Annotated in this window: 18 protein-coding genes and 1 pseudogene; 1 reads left to right on the plus strand and 18 read right to left on the minus strand. The window is 35.6% G+C overall.

Annotated elements, in window-relative coordinates; genetic code table 11:
- Window positions 1-5: 5 nt before the first annotated feature.
- The 10 genes from V7121_RS00345 to V7121_RS00390 all read right to left on the minus strand — a co-directional run bounded on the left by V7121_RS00345 (window position 6) and on the right by V7121_RS00390 (window position 9,774).
- Window positions 6-536: a TetR/AcrR family transcriptional regulator gene (locus V7121_RS00345; RefSeq protein WP_335502357.1), complete on the minus strand. Its 531-nt coding sequence runs from the start codon at window positions 534-536 to the stop codon at window positions 6-8.
- Window positions 537-682: 146 nt separating this feature from the next.
- Window positions 683-1,249, minus strand: coding sequence for a DUF4256 domain-containing protein (locus tag V7121_RS00350; protein WP_335502359.1), 567 nt, complete (start codon window positions 1,247-1,249; stop codon window positions 683-685).
- A gap of 263 nt (window positions 1,250-1,512) precedes the next feature.
- Window positions 1,513-1,833, minus strand: a complete 321-nt coding sequence (locus tag V7121_RS00355) for a hypothetical protein (protein WP_335502361.1) — start codon at window positions 1,831-1,833, stop codon at window positions 1,513-1,515.
- A 418-nt stretch (window positions 1,834-2,251) separates the two neighbouring features.
- Window positions 2,252-3,841 (minus strand): NAD(P)/FAD-dependent oxidoreductase, encoded by a 1,590-nt coding sequence (locus tag V7121_RS00360; protein ID WP_335502363.1) that lies wholly within the window; start codon window positions 3,839-3,841, stop codon window positions 2,252-2,254.
- A 220-nt stretch (window positions 3,842-4,061) separates the two neighbouring features.
- Entirely contained in the window at window positions 4,062-5,399 is a 1,338-nt protein-coding gene (locus tag V7121_RS00365) for a WD40/YVTN/BNR-like repeat-containing protein (protein ID WP_335502364.1), read from the minus strand.
- A gap of 123 nt (window positions 5,400-5,522) precedes the next feature.
- Window positions 5,523-6,500, minus strand: a complete 978-nt coding sequence (locus tag V7121_RS00370) for a tRNA dihydrouridine synthase (RefSeq protein ID WP_335545432.1) — start codon at window positions 6,498-6,500, stop codon at window positions 5,523-5,525.
- Between the two features lie 464 nt (window positions 6,501-6,964).
- Entirely contained in the window at window positions 6,965-7,648 is a 684-nt protein-coding gene (locus V7121_RS00375; protein ID WP_335502381.1) for an MFS transporter, read from the minus strand.
- Entirely contained in the window at window positions 7,575-8,180 is a 606-nt protein-coding gene (locus V7121_RS00380) for an MFS transporter (protein WP_335502366.1), read from the minus strand. The genes V7121_RS00375 and V7121_RS00380 overlap by 74 nt, the downstream gene beginning before the upstream one ends.
- A 73-nt stretch (window positions 8,181-8,253) precedes the next feature.
- Entirely contained in the window at window positions 8,254-8,832 is a 579-nt protein-coding gene (locus V7121_RS00385) for a TetR/AcrR family transcriptional regulator (RefSeq protein ID WP_335502368.1), read from the minus strand.
- A gap of 99 nt (window positions 8,833-8,931) precedes the next feature.
- Window positions 8,932-9,774, minus strand: coding sequence for a hypothetical protein (locus V7121_RS00390; protein ID WP_335502369.1), 843 nt, complete (start codon window positions 9,772-9,774; stop codon window positions 8,932-8,934).
- A 459-nt stretch (window positions 9,775-10,233) separates the two neighbouring features.
- Here V7121_RS00390 and V7121_RS00395 point away from each other — a divergent pair, with 459 nt between their 5' ends.
- A complete protein-coding gene (locus V7121_RS00395) occupies window positions 10,234-11,787 on the plus strand; it encodes an ABC-F family ATP-binding cassette domain-containing protein (RefSeq protein ID WP_335502371.1) in 1,554 nt (517 codons plus the stop codon).
- 404 nt (window positions 11,788-12,191) lie between these two features.
- On the opposite strand, the gene V7121_RS00400 is transcribed toward V7121_RS00395, so the two are convergent.
- From V7121_RS00400 to V7121_RS00430, 8 genes and pseudogenes are all read right to left on the minus strand, one after another.
- Window positions 12,192-12,464, minus strand: a complete 273-nt coding sequence (locus tag V7121_RS00400) for a hypothetical protein (RefSeq protein ID WP_335502373.1) — start codon at window positions 12,462-12,464, stop codon at window positions 12,192-12,194.
- Window positions 12,465-13,022: 558 nt separating this feature from the next.
- On the minus strand, window positions 13,023-13,847 hold the full coding sequence (locus tag V7121_RS00405; protein WP_335545339.1) for a CPBP family intramembrane glutamic endopeptidase: 825 nt from the start codon (window positions 13,845-13,847) through the stop codon (window positions 13,023-13,025).
- A gap of 623 nt (window positions 13,848-14,470) precedes the next feature.
- Window positions 14,471-15,913 (minus strand): PIN-like domain-containing protein, encoded by a 1,443-nt coding sequence (locus V7121_RS00410; protein ID WP_335545341.1) that lies wholly within the window; start codon window positions 15,911-15,913, stop codon window positions 14,471-14,473.
- Between the two features lie 38 nt (window positions 15,914-15,951).
- Window positions 15,952-17,175 (minus strand): phospholipase D family protein, encoded by a 1,224-nt coding sequence (locus tag V7121_RS00415; protein WP_335545342.1) that lies wholly within the window; start codon window positions 17,173-17,175, stop codon window positions 15,952-15,954.
- Between the two features lie 1,109 nt (window positions 17,176-18,284).
- Complete coding sequence (locus V7121_RS00420) at window positions 18,285-19,994, minus strand: AAA family ATPase (protein ID WP_420490691.1); 1,710 nt, start codon at window positions 19,992-19,994, stop codon at window positions 18,285-18,287.
- 69 nt (window positions 19,995-20,063) lie between these two features.
- A pseudogene (locus V7121_RS24875) lies at window positions 20,064-20,159 on the minus strand (AAA family ATPase); the annotation flags it as partial.
- Between the two features lie 134 nt (window positions 20,160-20,293).
- Entirely contained in the window at window positions 20,294-21,217 is a 924-nt protein-coding gene (locus V7121_RS00425) for an HNH endonuclease (RefSeq protein ID WP_335545346.1), read from the minus strand.
- Between the two features lie 527 nt (window positions 21,218-21,744).
- On the minus strand, window positions 21,745-22,782 hold the full coding sequence (locus V7121_RS00430) for a hypothetical protein (protein ID WP_335545348.1): 1,038 nt from the start codon (window positions 22,780-22,782) through the stop codon (window positions 21,745-21,747).
- Between the last annotated feature and the right edge of the window lies 1 nt (window position 22,783).

Consider the following 22,783-nt stretch of genomic DNA (forward strand, 5'->3'; position numbering starts at 1 on the left):
TATTATTAAAACATAACTTGATTAAAGATCTCAAACAACTCTTCTTTTTGATATTGATATTCTTTGCTAATCCAATTCTGTAAAATGGTCATCAATGACGTTGCATATAAGTCACAAATGACTTCAGGATACTTCGACTGATTGATTTTATTAGCAATGGGGTCGTTCTCAGTTCTTGCATGTTCACGCAAAAGACCGCTTGCGATTTTCACCATACTTTTGAATAGAATGTGCCCATCAGAACCTAATAAAGTATTTTCAAATAAAACAAAGTTTTCTTCTACATACTCAACCAGTAATTTAAAAATGTCTGTCTCGGATTTTTTAGTTAATTTAATAATCTCTTCAGACATGTGATATATGAAATCTCTAAGCAGGCTATATTTATCTTCATAATACCGATAAAACGTTGTGCGATGGATGAGTGCATCATCACAAATATCTTGAATCGTAATAGAAGAGAATCGTTTTGTTTGCAGCACATGAATAAAGCTCCGTATGATTTGGCGGCGTGTGCGTTCAGTAGTATTATTCAAGAATTTATCCTCCTTTCTATCTCAAGACCTTGCAGTTTGAAAATAATCATTCCAAAAACATAAAAAGGCAACGCCCTAATGGGTTAGCCGCCTCTCATTAATAAAATTTACAAGATTTACTCGACCTGCGTTATCACGTGAAAATTTTAGACCCTTAGTGAGCCACGGAATCCCCTCGCAGCATAGTAGGATTCTGCTCCATTGTGGTATACGAAAACTGTGTCATAGCGGCGATCACAAAAAATAGCTCCACCAAGCTTTCTAATATTGGCAGGAGTCTTCACCCAGCTCGATGTTTTCAAATCAAAACTTTCAATAGTTTGAAGCTCGCGGTACTGTTCTTCCGTTAAAATCTCAATTCCCATCTCAGAAGCCATATTAATAGCGCTATTTTTTGGTTTATGTTCTTTCCTTGCCTCTAGCGCTTCCTGGTCATAACATATACTTCTGCGGCCTTTAGGACTTTCCTTCGATAAATCATAAAAAATGTATTCGCCCGTCTTGTTATCAAGGGCAATAACATCCGGCTCTCCGCCTGTTTTTTCCATTTCATTAAGTGACCATAATTTTTCAATATTGGCTTCTAATTTTGCTTGTACACTATCCCATTCAAGTCCAATATGTCGGTTCATATTTTTCTCAAAACGCGTCTTCAATGTTTTCAATATTTCTTCACGCTGCTCTTGCGGCAGCTCTTTTTGATTAATTTCCATCGTGGTACCTCCCAGTAGTGTTAACTAGACACTTAAATCTGTTCCCCAGAACTTAAAATAGACAAAACTGTCTGATTAATTATTGCCTATATTCCCTGATTTTACTACTATTTTAGTGTAATCAGATAGATTGTCTATACTTTTTTGAATCTTTAGTTCTGGAAGGTGTGAGATATTTGTTTTTTGGGGGAGATAAGAGCAATTCAGTAGGATTGAAGTAAGTAAGGGGGAATAGTATTAAAAATGAAATGCTTTAAAAAATATTAGCCAAAATATACTCTCACACTCTCTTCTTTTTGAGCTGTTGCTAGACAATTTAGAATAAAATCCAAGATTTGTTTTAGATCCCAATTTTCTGACAAAGAGGAATCAGTTTTATAATATAATTGCTTGTAGGAATTTAAAGCTTTTTCAATTTGTTGTTTTGAAAAAGTAGTACTATTGCCTGAACCACTAACCCCCGCATAATATGTAGTTGCCCCTAGTAAGCTGTATAGTATGACAGCATTATAATTCCCCATGCTAAACCGGGCATAAGCAATTTCTTTTCCTGCTTTATTGAATCCTGAAATATCATGACCCATGTATTATTCTCCTTTATAAGTAGATTGGTAATCGAAATGATCCATTGCCTCAGAAAGCTTTTAAATGAAAATAAATAGATTACATGGTTTACCACTCCTTTCACGCATATTTATATATTAAAATTAATAAAGAAACATATTGGAATGAAAAGGATAATGCGATTCAAAAATGGGGTTGTCCAGAAACGAAGGAGTAAACTTTTTAAAGGATTTCATGAAGAACTCGACGGAGAAAAAATAGAAGACTACCTACAAAAAATAATATCATAGTGAATTTCAAATAAATTTAGTCTTTTCTAAAAATTTTCTACAATAATTTGAACACGTAAAAAGTATAATTCTACGTTCGATTTACCAATGTAAGCACACCGATAAACCAAAAAGACTGCTAAGGAATCCTTCCCTGCAGTCTTTATAACTAAATTTCAATCTCCATTAACGCTTCTGCGCATTTTATACCGTCAACAGCACTAGATGTGATCCCTCCAGCATAACCTGCACCTTCACCACATGGATATAACCCTTTGATGTTCGTTTCAAATGTAAGTGGATTTCGCTTAATGGTTACTGGTGATGAACTACGGCTTTCTACAGCGGATAAAACGGCATCATGTTTAATAAATCCTGCAAGTTTTTTATCCATAACTCGCAAACCGTCTTTTAAACTCTCAACGATAAAATCATCTAGACATTCTCTTAAATCCGTTGGTGTCACTCCAGGGGTATAAGTTGGGATAACATCGCCAAGTTGTTTACTCCCCCTATTTTCTAAGAAATCGCCGACCAATTGGACGGGTGCAAAATAATTTCTGCCACCAAGTTCAAATGCTTTTCGCTCAAGTTTTCGTTGAAACTCGATAGCCCCCAAAATCTCTCCATTGAAATCTTGGGGTGTGACAGAAACCAGCAAGGCACTGTTCGCATTCTCGCCACTTCTTGCGCTATAGCTCATCCCATTAGTGACCACAGCATTTTTTTCTGATGCGGCCGCAACCACATGGCCTCCAGGGCACATACAAAACGTATAAACCCCTCGTCCATTAGGAAGATGGGCATTCAACTTATACTCAGATGCACCAAGAAGTGGACTTTTTGCAAAGCGGCCAAATTGCTGTAAATCGATGTCCTTTTGGTGATGTTCAATTCGCACACCTACAGCAAATGGCTTCGGTATCATGTCTACACCTAAATCCTTTAGCATATAAAAAGTCTCACGAGCACTATGGCCAATCGCGAGTACTACTGCCTCGGTTTCGATGACCTCTGACCTTCCTTGACTTTCAAGCAGTACGCCTTGAACTGCATCATTTTCGATGATAAGTTCCTTCATTTTCGTCTCGAAACGGACTTCCCCACCTAGTCGTTCGATTTTTTTACGAATATTTCTAACTACATTGATTAAAATATCCGTTCCAATATGGGGCTTTGATAAATAAGCAATTTGACCAGGAGCACCCGCTTCTATGAATTCCTTTAATATTTTCGGAATTCTCGTATTTTTTACTCCTGTTGTTAATTTACCGTCGGAAAACGTTCCAGCTCCACCTTCACCGAATTGGACATTACTACTCGTTTCAAGTTCGCCGTCTTTCCAAAATTTATCAACAGCCATTTTTCTTCGATCGACGTCCATTCCCTGTTCTACTACAATTGGGTTTAAACCGTGCTCCGCTAATACCAAGGCACAGAAAAGTCCTGCTGGCCCACTTCCTACGACAACAGGACGGGTGGTTTTTTGGGTTTTCTTATTCACATATTCCTTTGGTTCAAAGGAAGAAACATCTTTAATGCCTAAATACGATTTCTCGTTTTCTACTTTTATATCAACAGAATACACTAGCTGAACATTATTCTTTTCCCTAGCATCAATTGACTTTTTCGAAATACTAAAAGACAATATTTTATCTGGTTTAGCCTTTAGTATTTTCTGGACTTTTTTGGCTAAAAGTTCATTTTCCCTACTAGGGTCAAAATCAGCACGAAGCTTTATATTACTTATTCTTAACATGTTATTCCATCCTAAATTTATTTTTTTTAGCATTTATCCTTATTGAAGTTATTCGTTACCAAGTAAAAGAGCGTATGAATTTTATTTATTCATACGCTCTTGATAATACCATTGAACTTCAACTTATCAAACCAAATCTTATTAACAGTACGTCCACTTTTTAGGATGGAAATGACAGCGGGTTACATTTTATCAACTAGAGTGATGTCTACTATTTAATCTAACCTGCTTCTTTTTTAGCTGGCGGTTCCACGAGATCCACAAAAGACCAAGTCTTTCCCTTATCGGTTGATTTAAATCTCACCATTAAGGTTCCTCCCTTGAAGTCTCCTTCGGGTCCCTGCCCTACTAAAAGATACATCTGTCCACTATCGGAATAAGGAGTTTCTGGTTGAATAAAAGGTTCCAGTGTCATACCTAGATATTCCTGTTTAACTACAGGAATAATTACAGGTTCAAAGGTTTTGCCTCCATCTTCTGTTCGATAAAAATTGGTTTCTGCTCCCTGTATTTTTGGATAACTCATAAAGCCTAAATTACTTTCCACAAATCCGCCTGATTGCAAAAGGCTTGTTCTTGCTCCCTTCCCAACCTCTTTCCAGGAGGAGCCTCCATCAGTTGTTTGATAGATTATTTGCATTTCTTGAGACATAGCCCTATCCCCAGCGACAATGATATAACCTTCCGAAGTAGAAGGGAAGCTACAGAATCTTACTCTTGCACTTTGTAAGGCTGTGCTAATCTCAGTGCTCTTCCAGGTTTCTCCTCTATCCTCTGAATAAACGAGCGTAAGTGGTGCTTCTCTTGTCCCCCCATAAACAAAAGCTGTTTTTTCCGGGGTGATTATGAAGCTTCCCTCCTGCAACTGATTTAAGTAGGGCCTTCCATCTCCAACGGCTGTCAGCTTATTTATCGAAACAGGGACCTGTTTCCAAGTAAGTCCTTCATCATAGCTAACATAACAAGTTTTATTTTCTATTTTATATGTATACTGCTTCTTTTCGTAGGGAATTTCAGCTTCAAACTTCTGTTTATATTCATCTCTTTCCTTCTGCCCGCTCGTTTGATATTTTTCCAGGTCATACCCTGCAGGACTTTGCAGCTTATCTACTTTATAAATATAATTTCCATCCGAAGTTACATCTTTCCTAAACCGTAAAACCCACTGGCATTTAACACTATTTTGTTCCAATACCCCATTCCAGATGGAGGAGGTTCTTTCATCAAGCTTCCTTGTAACGATGGAAAAATCTATTTGAAGTACTCCATCTTCTTTAACTTCCATATGGGAAGTTGAGTATTCCACAACCCTTCGATCACGCGGCACATAACCTTTTCTATATTGCCCAATATATGCTTCTAGCCACTTTGTTCCTGCCAAAGCCAGATCTTCCTTGTCAACTTCTATAGAAAAACCTTCCGGCGGTTTAATCTTGCTCAACATATAGTAGCGGTAGCCAAAGGTACCTCCGGCTGTGACAAGTAAAGCAATAAAGAGCCAGATTATTATTTTATTCGATTTTTTACTTGATGCGTCTTGATTGCTACCTATAGTCATGTAATCACCTCTATATTTCTATAGATTTATAGCCTGTCGACATATGGTGAATAGAGAAAAAGGGATAAATCTCTTTACCCCTTTGCTAATATTCCCTGCTATTTTTGAGAATGCATTATCATCTCACTGTTCGATCCTGTCCACATTCTTCTCAAAGTTATCAAGTAAGGCACGCACTTCATCCGTTGATTTGGTGTTCATTAATTGATTTCTTAAATCTGCTGCTCCTGGGAATCCTTTGACATAGATTTTGAAAAAGCGATGAAGCCCTGTGATTGAACGTGGCACTAGCTCTGCATAATGGTCTTGAAGATCAAGCTGCAATCTTAAAAGATCAAGCAATTCTTTACTGCTGTGCTCTCTTGGCTCTTTTTCAAAAGCAAAAGGATTTTTAAAAATACCTCGCCCGATCATCACGCCATCAATCCCATATTGTTCAGCAAGCTGCACCCCAGTTTGACGGTCAGGAATGTCTCCATTGATTGTTAGCAGCGTATTGGGTGCGATACGGTCACGTAATTTTTTGATTTCCGGGATTAGCTCCCAATGCGCATCTACTTGGCTCAATTCTTTTCTAGTACGTAAATGGATAGAAAGGTTCGCAATATCCTGTTTTAAAATATGCGTTAGCCACTCCTCCCATTCATTAATATCCTTATCGCCAAGTCGTGTTTTCACGCTGACAGGCAGTCCGCCCGCTTTTGCTGCTTGAATCAGTTCTGCCGCAACATCTGGCCTTAGTATAAGGCCACTGCCTTTCCCTCTTGATGCCACATTCGGTACAGGGCAGCCCATATTAATATCGATGCCTTTAAAGCCCAGCTCTGCCATGCCAATACTCATTTGACGGAAATATTCGGGATTATCCCCCCAAATATGTGCCACCATTGGCTGTTCATCTTCTGTAAAAGTCAAACGGCCACGCACACTTTTCATGCCCTCAGGATGACAATAACTATCCGAGTTTGTAAACTCCGTGAAAAATACATCCGGTCGTCCGGCTTTACTCACAACATGGCGGAAAACAACATCCGTCACATCTTCCATTGGTGCTAGTATAAAAAAAGGTCGTGGTAAATCACGCCAAAAATTTTCTTTCATAGTAAATTCAAATCCTCCATTATGGGATTCCAGGGCAACCCTTCTCCCCAAATTAAAAAAGCCGAAAGTCCCTGCTACCTTTACACTTATACCATGCTTAGGCACTTTTTATCAATCGGTTCGGGACTGTTTATTTTCACCAATATCCTTCTGGGTGCTCGGACTAACCGGATTTTTGCAAAATATAGATAGGTTAGCTAGATTTACCATACAAAATGGCCCAGTTTTTAGACCGGGCCATATCAGTTTAATTTACTTTAAAACAAGCTGTGTTATACACTTCACAGTGAAAATTTTGAAACAAAAACCTCAACTGGTTTTATATTTACAGATTTCTTTATTAATAAAAACCCAACTGCAGCCCCTAACGTATTTGCAATAATATCATTAATATCTTCAATCCTGCCACTTCCCAAAGTGATTTCGATTACTGACTGTATTGGGTAACCGGTTTTCTTAGTTATTTATTCCGTTAATTTAGAATAAAAACGATTAAATTTTACAGAATAAATCAATACATAAATCACAATTACTGATGCAAACAAATTTAGCAAAATCAACGATATGTTTAAATTAAAATATTGAGTCAGTATTCCGACACCAACAACTGGAACAATGAATCCTGAGTATGCAAATAAATAAAATGCCGAAATTGCTCGCGGACGGTCTTCCGGTTTGGGTAATTGGCTGGCAAACCTTAAAGAAGCTTGAAACGTCCATCCAGCGCCAATTCCTTGAATGAAAAAACCAACCCAAAGCAAAAATTTATTGGCTATCTGTCCGGAAGTAACGATAATCCAACATCCAATTACAAGAAACAGAACCCCCATCCGCATCCGTGTAACTGGGTTACGCGGCCATGGAAAGAATTGCATCAGGGCCCCTCCGCCTAAAAGCAACAATATTAACAACCCGGAAACTGAAAGATTGTGGGTATGGATAACGTTCCTCGTAAAAGTAGGAATAAGAGTAAACACAATTCCACCTAGTGTAAAAACAGTAAAAATCGGAAGCCCAATAAAGGCCCAAAAATGGGAACGAATATTGTAAGGAACACCGAGTGAAATCCTAGTTTTAGCAGGTTTTATTGCTTGAGAATTTTCGAGATTCGGTAACATTTCCAGAAAAACCAAGGAACTCAATAACATAACGAGCAGAAACAAATACGGAAAACGAAGTTGCTGAAAATGCACATATTGCATGCACTATTAAACCTGAAATAGCCGGTCCCAGGCCAAAACCAAGGTTTACCATAGCACCCGACAGCTTGACTGCAGTACTTACTTTCTTCTGAGAGGTTTGTTTTATTAAAAAGGCGCTAGCAGTCCCTGTAAAAGCCCCGTATGCAATGCCTTCCAAGAGCCTTGCCGTATAGAGTATCCAGACACTGAAACTCACTAAAAAGAGCAAGGTGGATACGATGGACAAATATATACTCCAGCGAAGGACCCTCTTTAAACCCCAGGCGTTGCCCTTGGCTCCCACGACAAACAAGGTCGGCAGCAGGATAGCGGCATAAACGGCAAACAAAATGGTGATTTCCAGACTGCTAAGCTGATAATACTCACTATATAAAGGGAATAACGAGGAAATAAATGTCGCACCACATGACATCATAAGAACAACCCATAACATTTTTTTCATATCTTCCCTACTTTCTAAGATAATTTCATTAATCATAAAAAATACTCTGTACATCAATCGTCAAAAAGACCGAACGGTCTCTTTTTATTCAAAAAAAAAGAATTTAATATTAAAAAAGCATTGCTTTTATTTGTTTAATAACCAAGTCTAAATATTTCTTATCTTTATTTAATCTGCTGAGTGCCAATGCACCTTCCAAAGAAGAGAGGATTAACACGGCCACTTCTTCAGAATTTACCTGTTTGTCAATTTCATTTTGAGTCTTTCCAAACTCAATAATCGATTTGATGATCTCTATTAAAGCAGCAAAACCTTCCTTAACGGAATCTTCAATCAAAATATTTGAATCATCCGCTTCAATGGCTGCATTCATTAAAGGACATCCACCCACTAATATATCATCGCTCGATAGATTCATAAATATCTTAGTAAAAGCGTATAATTGCTCTTTTGCAGTCTCCTTGGAATTAATTGCTTGTAAATACTTTTCCTTCAACGTCATTAACGAGTAAGAAAACGAAGCCTCAGCGATTTCATCCTTACTATCAAAGTGGTAAAATATCCCTCCCTTTTTCAATCCCGTTGCCTTCATGATTTCACCTATTGAAGTGGATTTATAGCCAATGGTATTGAATAAGGTCGATGATTGTTCAATAATATATTTTTTCGTTCGCTCACCTTTATTCATTTTTATCAACCTCCTCTTAAAAAAGACCGTTCGGTCTCTTATATTTAAACCTGTGGACCCGTTTATGTTAAGTTATTAATATTCATAAAAGAGCTTAGATTAGAAAACAGACTGCTTTAATGTATATTTTTCACATATAATAAACATTCCTATAGAAAGAGCTCGAAGAATAGCTAGGTTGATAACATTCCAGCCATCGTAAAGCCTCAAAATGTGAAGGGAATGAAGAAGTATATCCCCTGATAGAAAAAGAACGAATGGTACTACACACCAATAAGTTTTTTTAAGAAAACTAACAAAAAATGTAGCAACGGACGCCATAAGTACATTGTAAAGAAACCCGCTAAATTCTATGCTTGTCCGATAGATGTTTTCGCTCCAGTCAACATAAAAAAAAAGCTTTCCTAAAAGGATAAGTGTAGATGTGACTGTCGTTATCAGAACCCAGGCTATAACCCAACACATGATCAGCCGCATCCATTTGTACCCATTTCCATAAAATTTGGAGTACCATTTCTTCATTGCCCACATAAATAGAAAAACACCAATACCAGTCATGTAGGTTTTCCACCAATTGTGATCATAGGCATCAACTTTAATAAAAAGTTCTTCAATTAACATAAATGAAACGGATAAAAGGCAAAGCCATGGTGTAGAAAGCTGGAAGTACATGATTAAAATGGCAGTTGAACTCCATAATGCTGTATTCGCTATCAAATGACCTACTATATTTTCCGCCACACGATTATTAAAAAGCCCAGGTTTATATTCATAAGCATCTAGGATTAACATGATTATTAATTCTAAACCCCAAGAAAGCCCTGTAACAAAAACAAAAAATGAAAACATTTCGGGAATGTTTTTTTTCTTTTTAATACCCGTGAAAATCAGCAGTGTTGCTCCAATGATAATCAATGTGTAATACCAAAATACTTTCGGCATAGGCTTAACTCCTATCCTTTATTCATTTATTAATATTGGTGTGAGTGTGCTTTTCCAATTTGCCTGTATGTTTTTAGGCAACTTGTTGTTGTTCAAAAAAATACATAACTATACCTCTCTATTTAATCTGTAATAGATATATTTTCCATTACAAATAAAATTATGTGGTTTTAGATTAACTACAGTTTAGAACGCAACCATTTCTTTCATTTTTTGTACAGTTATTCCCACATACGAATAACTCATATCTTACCTCCAGTTTCGGTTGTATAATAGACTTTTAGTCAATTGTTATACACGTAAATATAATTCTATAATCTCAGTTAATTAAGAAGGGCAGATTTCAATTAGCCCAAAAAACAAATTTACAATTTTTATAAAAAATAACTTCAATATAGAAAAAGCAGTCAAAATCTAGTAAGATATCCACATGTGACTTTTAGATAAGGGGTTAGAAAAATGAGCGTATTAAACGTAAAAAATTTAAGCCACGGTTTCGGTGACCGTGCAATTTTTAATGATGTGTCTTTTCGACTTTTAAAAGGAGAGCACGTTGGACTAGTTGGGGCAAATGGTGAGGGTAAGTCTACTTTCATGAATATTGTTACCGGGAAATTGCAACCCGACGAGGGGAAAGTTGAGTGGTCACGAAAAGTTCGTGTTGGTTATTTAGACCAGCATGCTGTACTTCAAAAAGGTACTACGATGCGTGACGCTTTAAGTACTGCTTTTCAATATCTTTTTGATGCTGAAGCAGAGATCAATGAACTTTATGCAAAAATGGGTGATGAAGGTGCTGATATTGATGCACTGCTTGCAGAAGTTGGAGAACTACAAGAAACGTTAGATAGTAATGATTTCTATCAAATTAATTCAAAAGTTGAGGAAGTTGCTCGTGGTCTAGGATTAGATGATGTTGGACTCGATCGAGATGTAGATGATCTTAGCGGTGGGCAACGTACGAAAGTTTTGCTAGCTAAACTTTTGCTAGAAAAGCCTGAAATCCTATTACTAGACGAGCCTACGAACTATTTGGATGAACAGCATATCGAATGGTTAAAGCGCTATTTACAGGAATATGAGAATGCATTTATCTTGATTTCACATGATATTCCATTCTTGAATAATGTGGTTAACTTAATCTACCACATGGAAAACCAAGAGTTAAATCGCTATGTTGGTGACTATGATAACTTCTTAAATATATATGAAATGAAGAAGCAACAGTTAGAGTCTGCTTACAAGCGCCAGCAGCAAGAGATTGCCAATCTAAAGGATTTCGTTGCTCGTAACAAGGCTAGTGTTGCAACTCGTAATATGGCGATGTCCCGCCAAAAGAAGCTCGACAAAATGGAAGTTATTGAATTGGGAAGAGAGAAGCCGAAACCAGAGTTTAACTTCAAAGAAGCTCGTTCAACTAGTCGTTATATTTTCACGGCTGAAGATCTTGTGATTGGTTACGATGAACCACTTTCTCGCCCGCTTAATTTGAAAATGGAACGCGGACAAAAAATTGCATTTGTCGGTGCAAACGGGATTGGTAAGTCTACGCTCTTAAAAAGTATCCTTGGGTTGATTGATCCCATTTCTGGTAAAGTGGAACGTGGTGAGTATCAACACATCGGTTACTTCGAGCAAGAAGTGAAACAATCCAACTACAACACTTGTATTGAAGAGATTTGGAGCGAGTTTCCAAGTTTGAACCAGGCTGAAGTCCGTGCTGCGCTTGCCAAGTGTGGTTTAACGACGAAGCATATTGAAAGTAAAGTTGAAGTCCTTTCTGGTGGCGAAAAAGCCAAAGTTCGCTTGTGTAAAATATTAAACACAGAAACGAATTTATTAATTCTAGACGAACCTACCAATCACTTGGATGTAGACGCAAAAGAAGAATTGAAGCGTGCTTTAAAGGCATATCGCGGAAGCATCTTGATGGTATCCCATGAACCTGATTTCTATCGTGAAATTGCGACTGATATTTGGAATTGTGAGGACTGGACTACGAAAGTGTTTTAAATAAAGATTAAGGGGTACCCAGTGAGTAAAATTCCATTTGGGTACCCCTTTTTAATATAAGAAGAGTGATGTTCTATTTCACAACGCTCATCTTGTAAAAAAACCAAACATAATTAATAATCCTTTTTAACAATGGCCCGAACACAGAAGCACTGACTTGTTTGACATTTTTAAGGGATTCTAATTCAGATGGGCTACCCAGTGACGATTACTCCTATTATCTTAATTTCTGAGATCTTCGGTTCCTTTGAATCGCCACGTAAATTATCAAAAATGCGTTTGAATTCTTGAACATATTCTTTTCTTCTTACTAATTCCATTCATGTTTAAGAGAAGTTCCTGATGAATAAGACCTTCAATAAAATGAAGCTCTGAAAGATACTTTTTCTGCTATTGTGTTCTTGCTACCCGTTACAAACATAGATAAAAACCATATCGATCAGAGATATTCCTACAAAAGAGCCTAAATAAATCATAACTCCTATTCCTTGACTGATACCATCAGTTTCAGTTAGGAACCACCATAGGCTTCCTAAGCCCAAAATAACTATATTTACTAATATCGCTTTTATTATTGCTGTCACTGGATTTTTTTTGTTTTTTAAATCTTTTCGACCTAGTATAAGAGAAACAATTAGAGAAAAAACGATAAGACTAAAGAAAATAATTAACTTCATACAAGTCCACCTCCAATTACATTCTCCTAGAGAATCCGGTTCCTAAAGGGAGAATTTCCAAAACATCGAAACCTAATAACAAGTTTTTCCCTATCAACATCCAGTGTACATAAGTGTAATTTTACACTAATTATAACATAAGGGAAATGTAAGTGGGATGAAAATTCGCTAAAAATGCCCATCCATTATTGGACCAACCTGCCCGTTAGTAAAAAAAATCCGGACCATTTTTGCCGGATTCTTATTCTTTAATTCCAATTTTAATTATTAAACACTTATTCGTTTAGTGAAGATATAAAAAGAAACACAAAATTTACTACAATATAAACTCTCTTGTATCTTCACCCATTTCCATTATTAGTCTCGGTAAGTCATTTTGATAGAGTTTAATAACGTAGGTACTTGATTTGAAGTGTTACTAATAAGATAACTTTAGCTTCGCTGGTATTAGTCAGCGGTTCCAGTTGATTCCTGCCTCGTTTTGTACTTTTTCTTCGGCAAAGTTCATAATCCAATTGCTATCCCGACTAAATCCTTAATTGCCAGCGGCATGCCTTTTCAATTCATTCTTAAATGATCATGTTTTATACCGCTACCATGGGAGTATCGTAAATAGCCCCCCAGTAATATTAATGCTACTACCATATATAGCGCGGTGAATACTACAAAGAAATAAGTGTTATCCGGGCAGAATACCATCGACAAATTAAAACAGAAGTGAACCCAGAATGCATTAAAAAGGTTATCACACTTCTTCATTATAACTGCCATGACAAATGTCAATGCTGTCAGAAGCACTAAATTTTCAATGATATAAAGAAGCAACGACCATCCGTTGAAATCGGTTGAGACAAACCAAAGAGGCGCGTGCCAGAATGCCCAGATTACACCCAAGGTAACGTTCCCTCTTATGAATCCAAATCGCTTCTCTAATTGCGGACGTAAGTAACCACGCCAGCCTGATTCCTCGCCGGAAGCTCCCTGTAAAAGCGTAAACAAAAGAGCGCTCGGCAGTATGGACGGTTCAAATATAAGTTGCTCGGTGAGGAACGTCTTTTGGATAGCGGATATAATCAACGCCGATAATATCAGTACACCTGATGCAGTTAGAAATACAAATAAAATATCGCCAATACGCAATTTTTCTTTAAAAGCCTTTTGATAAAACCTTTTTACTGTTAGACCCGGCTTAAGCTTTTTCAGCATTACAAGGAGCACAATTGTCGGGGACCAGCTACATATTACAACAGCCCACTGCATCGCCGCGGGTGTGCCATGTAGTACCTGTGATACCAGCCCGCCAAGCCCTAAGACCATAACCCAAAACAACAAGTATGCGTTAAACACATACTTCCACATTACATTAAACCTTTTCCCTTTCATGATAATTCGCCCTTTCTTTTTCATTATCTTATTATTTAAATTCTCTTTAAAGGGTTATTGAAAAATCATCTGGAGGACAAATTCTTGTATGTACATCCATATTTCACCATTTATGTTGCATTATTTTAATTTCACTTATAAAAATACACAAAGTGTTCAATATCATTTCGCACAACAACCCGCAGTATAGCGACCTTTTCCACTTAACCCCCAAATGAACCTGAAAAAGTTTACATACAAAAAGCCCAGTTATATAGCTGGGCTGGGCGATATTTCTTTTATTTAAATACAAGTTGCGCCACGCACTCCACATGGCTTGAGTGTTGGTCGCAGACATATTGATGTAGTGGTGTTTACCTATTTATTTAATAATTAATCAAAAATTGCTCCCGTATTTAATAATTATTTTTTTCCTATTGAATGGTATCGTTGTACTGTACATCAATCAAAGTTAAATTTATAAACTTTTTTCAGAATAATACCGACTCCTAAATATTGAATTCTTCATTTTCTTTACTTGTGATATGCTTCACCGTGATGTATCTGCATGAGGTTTTTGGTTTTCATTTAGGAAACTGGTATAACTCTAATTGAAAAGTAAATAAAGATAACCTTAATATGCATCATTGTGGACAGTGAATGCAAAATCCATTTCCGGCATCATTTGAATTAGTTATTCCTCTTCCACAACTAGGACATGTCGTATAAGCACCTTTTTCAATAACATCATCTTCGTATTCTTCGGAATGGTCATCATCACTACCCCAAATATATTCAACTTTATCGAAAATAAAGTGAGTAACTGTAGCAATATTAAATGGATTTTCTTTGAATGAACTAAGGAACGTGACTTCGCCTTCCACTATCTTCCTTTTCAATTCAACACTTAAGGTTATTTCGGTATGTATCCCACCGTATGAAATAACATTCGAACTATATGAGACAGTTGGAAATTCACAGTCAGCAACTATATTTATAAAGTATATAACTTCATTTTCCTCTATTTTAACGCCATTACTATTTACTGTAAAAGTTTCAATGTATGGATGCGATATCTCTCCTAATGTTTGGATATATTGACGTTCCATACCGCTTGATGCTTGTATCGCTTTTTTTTGCAACTCACGGATATCAACTAATTTTAACTTCTCATCTATAATTTTATTTATTGATTCCTGTGATAATCTCTGAATTAAATTACTCATACGTAGTTCTAATAATAAGTCTCTATCAGACTGGTCTGATGAATCCGATATTTCTTCAATAAAATTTTCAAAAGGTATTATTATTACTTCCTTTTCCTTATTATAATGAGTAAATTCAGAAATCAATTCTTTTCGTGGATAAATAACTTCATTTTGATTATTTTTGTGAAACCAGTCTGGTTTTGTGTCACTTGTTACAAATATAATATGCTTTTCAGTTATTTCTGGAGATTTTTTTAATACTTGTTTCCACATAATCAAATCACCGAACTTGTCTATTCCCTCCTTAGATTTAGCATCCTCATATCCAGGAGGTAGGTTATACTTATACCTCAATTCACCTTCTTTCAAGACCTCTAACAGTTCGACAAGATTCAATTCTTCACTTACTTTGTCACTCTCTAAAAGTCCATCTAGATAACTATCAACTTCTTCTATAAATTCTTTATAAACCCCGGTTTCTTCAGCGATATCTGTTTTATACGCTTTAATTATTGCATTCATTTCAAAAAATTTGGCTTCTAGTTTACTTTTTAATTCTGTAAACTTGGAGAACCGTTTCTTTTCATATTCAGAAAGTTGAACCAAAAGTTCATCTTTTTTAGTTTCTACGTGTCTAATTAATTTGTTATCTAAATTCTTATATAGGTTAATACTTCTTACACTGCCTTTATTTCTATAAAACTCCTTCCTTACTTGGGAAGGAAGCCATATCCTAACTTCATATTTTCTTATATGATTTAAAATCCTCTTACTGCTTACTAGAGAATACCTATAAACATTCAGTAATGCACTTGTGTCAAAAATTACTTTTGAATCTCCTATAATATCAATTATATTTGGATACCACTTACTGCTCATACTAAACATTGACCCCTTTTATTTATTTTGTAAAAACATTATAGCTCTTCAAATCCATGTTCTTTAAACAATGTTTCTAACCGCTGCATGATATAATCATGTGCTCTTTCTGTAATTTGTAGATGTGACTTTTGCCTATGTGTGTATATAATCTCATTAAAGTTTGACTTCGGATTAGGGTAAAGTCCTCCTTGAAGTTCACGTGCAAGCTCTCTAAGCGTTATTCCTTCCTTAATAGGTGCTTTTAGAAACCTTCCACTCTTCAGTTCAACATAGTAAGGATACCTTCCTTTTCTATCCTTTGAATTAAAGGGTGCATTAACATCGACAATGTTTTTCACATTAAAACCAGATGTTACCGTGTACCCAACAATTATTGGAGTACCATTACCTTGTTTATCCGTACTAACCATCGTCATAAATAATAATTGACCATCTCTTATCCCCGAAGGTGGTTTTGGAAAGAATGTACGTTTTCTATGCTCCTTTTTCCTTCTTTCAAAATAGGTTAGGTTATTAGGAATGCGGTTTTCACTGTTCCCTTCAAACTTTAACCAAATACCTGTATTACGTATTTGAATATCTTTTTCGTCTTCCTCTATAAGAATCTCTTCTAAAATGTCCTTTTCTTCTTTATTATCTAATTGATGTGGAGCAATCACATCAATTGTTGCCCCCCATTTTACCCTATTAGGCTGTACTATAACTGGGGATTCATTTTTCCTTGGTTTTTTCTGTGATGATGCTCTACCTGTTACTGCGTCATCACAATAAGGCTTTTCCCTATCAATACGTTCCATCGTAATTTCCCAATCACCAGAGTTTTGGATCTCATTGAGTAACCCCTCAAAGTAATGATTGCACTCTAAAGAGAACACAGGCTCATTTTCCATGAAGATACCAAATTCGTGATTCTTATAGAACCCATTAAAGGTAAAATTAGCAGACCCCATAATCAACGACTTTCCATCAAATAAGTAGAGTTTAGTATGAAGATCCTGTAAGGCATACATTTTTACCCCAGCTTTAATAAGTCTTTCTAAACCAGCAAGACTACTAACACCTTTTATAAAATCCTCCCTATCAAATCGTGTTATTAATACACACTCGATTTCGACTTCTGCTTCTTCAATAAAATTCACCAATGCCAATGCTGTTTTGTAGCCTATAAATGGTGAGATAATACGAATTTGCTTCTTAGTTGAGTCTAAAAGAGAAAAGAAAGTACTTCCAAAATTCTTATCTAAAAAGCTAATAGGCAATTCTTCCACATCCCTTAAAATAAAAATTATCCTTTTATTCAGTATAAATCAAATATTAGATTAATGAAGAAATAAAAAAGACTGGCAGATTAGGTTCCATTTGTCCTTTTAAGTCCACAACTTTTTTCGATATATTTTAGGAACTTAAGAAATATTTGCTTAGCCAACCGCTGAATATCTCAGATGGATAAGTTATTTCATATTTGTTCACCTACTCTCATATATCAAAACAAGTAAAAAAGGAGAAGAGAAATCATCATTGGATGATTTCCCCTCTCCCTTTTCAAAAAAATGTCTAATAATAATTTTTTTTGTATCGTATTTACTTTTTTTGTTTTCTGATTTGGTAATTTGTTATTAGCATTTGAAAAGGCTGTTTCTTTTGTTCAGTGGTTAACCTCGTTTTATAGTTCTTTACAAAATTGCCCATAATCCCTTTTACCAATCCAAAAGTAATTCCTTGCCCATTTATATTTGTTAGTTGAAATGGCTAATATGGGAAAAACCTCATTTACTTATGATACGGTTCACCGCGCTTAAAGTTAAAAAATTTTATCTCAATTTAATTCATATACAGAACAATACATTAATATAAAAAAAAGACCACCTAATGAAATGCTCTACTGAAAAGATTAACTCTTTTTGCTCATTTCTCAATTCGATTTTAGCAACCGCTTCACAATGTGTGGAGTTGATAGTACATACAGAAGTGGCATTAGTTCTAATTTGACACGTGGAGATATTTCACATCGAAATGGCATCTTTTGAATATTAGAATCACCACAAAATCCATTTTATGGTAAAAAATTAGTATCACACCATATAGGTGTTTACTATTTTTTTCTAAAGTTTAAATAGATTTACTACAAACACACAAGAGGATGCTCTGTGCAACAGAAAACTCGAAGAATAATATAATACATTTAAAGATTACCCGATTATCTGATTGTATTGGATAGCGAGTTAAATTGTTCAAAAAATTGAGGGTCGAAACCACTCAATTTTTTATTACTATGAAAAGAGTTGTGAAACGCTCTCCACATCCATTGTATGTAATTGGCACATGCGTGCTGTTTGTGAGTTTACCAATACTATTAATATCTATTCTTTTACCTCTCTCGACCCTCGAGCAAATTCTTTAATTTACCAATGACCTGCTCGTGTGTAAGGTTACTATAAAACTGTCTGATATTATTTACCAATTCTAGCTCTTCCGCAAGTACATCGGAAACACTATTGAACTTCCGAATGAACCTTTCTTCCAATTTTTTCCGAAGAATAGGTTCTCCTATTTCATTTAGAATCAGCTTAATCCGCCTTTTCTCCATCACATCCATAGGAGAATCCACATTGGACCTATCAATAATTTCCTTAATTTTCCTTTGAGCAAACACCCCATAGCAATCCTTGATAAAGAACTCATTATTCATCACGCGTTGAATGTTTTGCGCGAATGCTTTTATGTCACCTTTCTTTCTCACCTTCCCATCTCCCAATTCCAACGCGATGATTGAACTCCTATTCAGATCAGATAAAAGAAAAGGCGAATGTGTCGTTGCAATCAACTGAACATGCATCCCTAAATCGGAATACCTATAACTCTTGCCGCCCAAATTCACGGTCAAGCCATTTATATAAGTCAGTATATAGTCCAGTAGATTCCTAGACCACTCTAAGTGCATGGTCGCTTCGATTTCATCAACTAAGACGATATAGTTTTTTCTAATCATTTTATTAATCGCTTCGATGGGCTGTATTTCAATAGATGCTTTCAATTCGTAGATAATTTTGCTAAATAGCTGCAGTATTTTCTTCTCACCAGTTGAAATTTTTATTCTTTCGACTTCGAATGGCAAAACTATCGATAAGCTACTACCCGTATATCTTTCGCCTTGTATATCACTTATATCCCAATCTTCATTATTATGATTGTGTTGGAAGTTATACCAGACGAACTCCTGGAGTTCCGAATAGTGCCTAAAAACTTTTGCTATGTTTTCATCATATTCCGAACCGGGAATAAGTAATTGAAATCCATCGATGTCCGGAATAATTCGGTTTTGTACTTCATAAAGCGCATCAAAGAAACTACTAACAATTTCTATATATTTTCTAATTAATCTAATTTCCGTTTTTTCAAACTCATAGCAATTAAATATGGAAATACATTTTTGAAACAACATTTGGTATTCTTTTTGAGTTAGGTCAACCTTATCAACATACTCGTTCTTAAAATCGTTCAACTTTGGGAGAATCCCTGAAGGAGACTCGTTTTTGCTTAGAAAAATTAAATAATCCACAAAAACTGATATGAATCGAGAAAAGAGATCATCCATACATTCTTTCGTAATCAATAACACACCACCTAATGTTTGATATTCATCATTCATTTTAGGTGAGACTATGGGTTTTTGATTCGTATTTTGAAGTTTATTGTGAGTCTTTAACATAATCTGAACGCTCGAACTTTGAATCATCCCCCTCTTGTACATATCTAAATATACTTCGTACCAATCCGACCAAGAATATCGATCGCCCGATACCCTAGGAATGAAACAAATTTCATTCGAAGTCAAATAAGTCAGATAACTACTCGAGTTCGTTATTACATCGTCCCTAAGGTAAATAATTCGATCCCTTAACTTGTTATCATATGAATTATTGATATGATGCCTCCCCTGATCGTCTTTACGAAAATAAAAACTACGGGCTAAGGCTTTACTTCCCTCTAATATACTATCGTAGCCAGAAATATTTCCGATTTCGACGATTCCAACTCCTTCGAAATAATACGTATCGTCATCCGCAAGGAAAATCATAAAATATTTGTCTATCAGGTTCCCATCGACTACATTAGCTTGCTCCAACCGATCTTTCAGCGTTCTTCCAATTAATTCCAATATTGTTGTTTTCCCTGAACCATTCTTCCCGACGATAGCAGTGATATCAGAGATGCCGTCTCCGTAAAACCCGTCGAGGTATAACTCGTTCCTCTCGAGAGTAAGAGTTTTATGGGTCTTGTCATAACAAACTTTATATTCGTTAGAAAAGTCAAAAGAAATATCCTGAAACAAATCCCCGAATGATTCGATATACATATAAAGCAATTTCATTTCGGTTACTCCCCCTTAATAAGCCCCAGTTCTTTACTAATATCAGTGATCATTTTAGACAAGGGGCGCCTACCGTAACTCTCTGAATCGGTGTATGCTCCAGTAATCAATCTTTCGAAATCCTCCTTCGAACCAAGTAAACCTTCAAATTTTCTGTACAACTGATTCCGGTAAACTTCCGTATAGATTTCTTTCTTCATTAGTAACTCTTGAACACTGTCTGTATGTATCTGATACAGATCTTCTAACTTCAGAATATTGAGATTATCTTTCAACTTATTACTTGATCCTGGTTTAAGCCGTAACTTCAACTGCCTACTGTCTGACAAATACTTCTCCCCTATGATTTCAAAGGTAAAAGTGACCATTTCATCCGTTTGAACAGTGTCGTCGTAAGGGGAATACGAGAGGTCCCACTTGTCCTTAACATGATTGCAGCTTGAGCATACAGGGACTAGATTGTAAAATGACACTGCCAAAATCGGGAAGTCACTTTTATTAATAAAATGATCGAAATGACAGGTGGTTCTATCTTCCATGGAGTTGATGAAATTACGATTACAATAAGGGCATACGGTAACGCCTAGTGATTGAACGAACAAAAGTCGCTCGATGTTGCTTTTATATACTGTATTAAGCAGGTATTTCTTCAACGATTCTTGCATTACAATGCTTTTGGAGGAGGAAATATAATCTCGTATTGAAAGCAATGTTTCTAAATCAGCCGTTACAACTTGCTCAAAAGACTTCATTGAAGATTGTAAATTCGTCTTCGGGAACAATGTAGCCATATCTAGGTTACTATCACACCAAGCATTCAATTCTTCGATCCTTTTTTTGTTGCACTTTGACGATATCCGTTCATAATACTTACTCACTTCCTTCTGCTGAATAAGTTTGTCTTTACTTATAAAATCAAGACGAATCAATCTCAATCACCACCTTGGTTAAAATTTATTTAGGTTCTAATCGACATAAAACAACAATTCTCCCGTAATTTCACAACACTTCCCCATAGGTTGGAATATGAAAATATGATAAATAAACCTTTATTCTGAATTTCAAAAGTATGAAAAAAATGCTGAAGTGTAATATATCGTACTAAATTTTTTCTTATAGATTCATTAAAAAGACTCAACCTAAGTAGAGTTAGAATGAGCTTTCACCATTAATTAACAACTAATAGTGTAAACAGGAGTCCCGTTAGTTCAAAAAAGAGCGAGCAATATAACTATGCTCACTCTTTTTCAATTTGATTTATCAAATGGAGTATCAGCACTATTAAACTAACTTAATCATCGTTACTTACTGAAAAAAAAACATATCTCCCTTTTTTGAGCCCTTTTGTAAAAGCAATATGATTACATTTTTGAATTTCAGATGGTAATTCTTTATTTTCTACACCTTATTAGTTATTTTAATTTGGTAGAGGGAGATATAGTTATCTCCCTCTTTATTAAGCATCTCTTCTTATAGCATTTAACCAATCGGTATCTAATTCTAGTACCAAATTCCTATTTATGCCGTTTAAGTTAATCGAAAGGTGTATGGTTTTTAACAATTCTTCTTTCGCATCGAGTAATGCACTTGCACCAAAATAAGCTGCATTTCTTAATGCCATTGGTGGAGTAAAATAAAACTTTCTCTCTTCAACATCTTCTACAAAAGTTAAATAATAAGCAGTTCCGCCAAAGGGATTAGTATCTATGTAAACCCTACAACTTCCTTTATCGGTCCTCTGAAATAAATGACTTGGAAAGGAGTCATTACTTAAAAAATGTAGAAACGCCCCTCCACTAGTATTTGCTATGAAACTACTATTAATATTATTAAAGAATTCTAGTAGCATATAAATAATAAAATCAAACCCGTTAGAGGGATTAAATCTATGAGAAAATCTTCTAATATCTCCTTGATTAAGCAGTTCACTAAACATATTTTGGAAGTCATTTAAATTACCCCTTGATATACAATTTACAGATAAGTAATTTGCTTCAAGTTGCTCAATAATTGTTTTAATTTGTTCTATTATATAATTATTTTTATACGAAATTGTTTTTATATTATGTGCATATGCTAACCTTTCAGCTTCAATTTGAAAACCATTTGCAGCAAAAAATACGCCAATTTCTGTATACCTATGAAAACTTCCATGATAATTATCTGGGACAAAATAATTTTCTTGAATATCTTTAATTACTCCAATAAACTCTCGAATATGGTCTTTTGAAATTGGATCAGCGTAATATTTGACCTCACCTAAAAGCCTTAAAGGATTCATAAAAGGAATGATATTTTCATAATCACATGGGCAATCTATTTGATGCCACCCTCCCCTCCCTCTAAACTCAATAAATCTATTTCTATCTTCTCGAATTTTCTGATCAAAAATATTAATAAATCTAAATCCATTGGATTCTATCAGTTTTAAGATAACAACCTCAAACATATATCCTTTTAATTTCCTTCTGCTATCTGAGCGTTCACCAATCATT

Source organism: Neobacillus drentensis (assembly GCF_036962125.1).
GTDB classification, from domain to species: domain Bacteria; phylum Bacillota; class Bacilli; order Bacillales; family Cytobacillaceae; genus Neobacillus; species Neobacillus drentensis_B.

Coding starts and splice junctions, on each gene's coding strand:
- V7121_RS00390 (WP_335502369.1), bottom strand. CDS start 9,774: ATGCCGAAAGTATTTTGGTATTACACATTGATTATCATTGGAGCAACA.
- V7121_RS00365 (WP_335502364.1), bottom strand. CDS start 5,399: ATGACTATAGGTAGCAATCAAGACGCATCAAGTAAAAAATCGAATAAA.
- V7121_RS00420 (WP_420490691.1), bottom strand. CDS start 19,994: ATGATTTTCCTTGCGGATGACGATACGTATTATTTCGAAGGAGTTGGA.
- V7121_RS00430 (WP_335545348.1), bottom strand. CDS start 22,782: ATGATTGGTGAACGCTCAGATAGCAGAAGGAAATTAAAAGGATATATG.
- V7121_RS00355 (WP_335502361.1), bottom strand. CDS start 1,833: ATGGGTCATGATATTTCAGGATTCAATAAAGCAGGAAAAGAAATTGCT.
- V7121_RS00385 (WP_335502368.1), bottom strand. CDS start 8,832: ATGAATAAAGGTGAGCGAACGAAAAAATATATTATTGAACAATCATCG.
- V7121_RS00410 (WP_335545341.1), bottom strand. CDS start 15,913: ATGAGCAGTAAGTGGTATCCAAATATAATTGATATTATAGGAGATTCA.
- V7121_RS00395 (WP_335502371.1), top strand. CDS start 10,234: ATGAGCGTATTAAACGTAAAAAATTTAAGCCACGGTTTCGGTGACCGT.
- V7121_RS00380 (WP_335502366.1), bottom strand. CDS start 8,180: ATGATTAATGAAATTATCTTAGAAAGTAGGGAAGATATGAAAAAAATG.
- V7121_RS00400 (WP_335502373.1), bottom strand. CDS start 12,464: ATGAAGTTAATTATTTTCTTTAGTCTTATCGTTTTTTCTCTAATTGTT.
- V7121_RS00375 (WP_335502381.1), bottom strand. CDS start 7,648: ATGTTATTGAGTTCCTTGGTTTTTCTGGAAATGTTACCGAATCTCGAA.
- V7121_RS00405 (WP_335545339.1), bottom strand. CDS start 13,847: ATGAAAGGGAAAAGGTTTAATGTAATGTGGAAGTATGTGTTTAACGCA.
- V7121_RS00370 (WP_335545432.1), bottom strand. CDS start 6,500: ATGAAAGAAAATTTTTGGCGTGATTTACCACGACCTTTTTTTATACTA.
- V7121_RS00350 (WP_335502359.1), bottom strand. CDS start 1,249: ATGGAAATTAATCAAAAAGAGCTGCCGCAAGAGCAGCGTGAAGAAATA.
- V7121_RS00360 (WP_335502363.1), bottom strand. CDS start 3,841: ATGTTAAGAATAAGTAATATAAAGCTTCGTGCTGATTTTGACCCTAGT.